Annotated in this window: 1 pseudogene; it reads right to left on the bottom strand. The window is 74.3% G+C overall.

The annotated features are described in order from the left end of the window. Positions 1-9 precede the first annotated feature (9 nt). Positions 10-576, bottom strand: a pseudogene (locus tag G3I78_RS47080) (ATP-dependent DNA ligase); the annotation flags it as partial.

The raw sequence follows: 576 nt of genomic DNA, 5'->3' as shown, positions 1-576 counted from the left end.
GACCGCGCCCTACCGCGCGAGCGCGCGCACCGCGTCGATCGTGTCGGCCTCGTCGGCGGTCTTGTCGTCGCGGTAGCGCAGCACGCGCGCGAACCGGAGCGCGAGGCCGCCGGGGTAGCGGGTGGACCGCTGGAGCCCGTCGAACGCGATCTCGACGACCTGCTCGGGCCGCACGTGCACGACGTACCCGTCGTCGGAGGTCTCCAGCTCGCGGAACCGGCGGGTCTGCCACTCCAGCATCTCGTCCGTCATGCCCTTGAACGTCTTGCCGAGCATGACGAACCCGCCGTCGGGGTCCCGCGCGCCGAGCCAGATGTTGGACAGCCACCCGCGGCGGCGGCCCGAGCCCTGCTCGACCGCGAGCACGACGAGGTCGAGCGTGTGCCGGGGCTTGACCTTGACCCACCCCGCGCCGCGCCGCCCGGCCGCGTAGGGGGTGTCGAGCGACTTCACGACTACGCCCTCCTGCCCCTCGGCCACCGCGCCCTCGAAGAACGCGGTCGCGGCGGCGGGGTCGGCGGTGACGAGGCGCCGCACGGCGTGGGGGCCAGCCACTTCGTCGAGCACCGCGAGCTG

This window comes from Streptomyces sp. SID13726 (assembly GCF_010548375.1).
GTDB lineage: Bacteria > Actinomycetota > Actinomycetes > Streptomycetales > Streptomycetaceae > Streptomyces.
The sequence above is the reverse complement of the archived record's forward strand: the minus strand, read 5'-3'. Positions and strand labels throughout refer to the sequence as shown.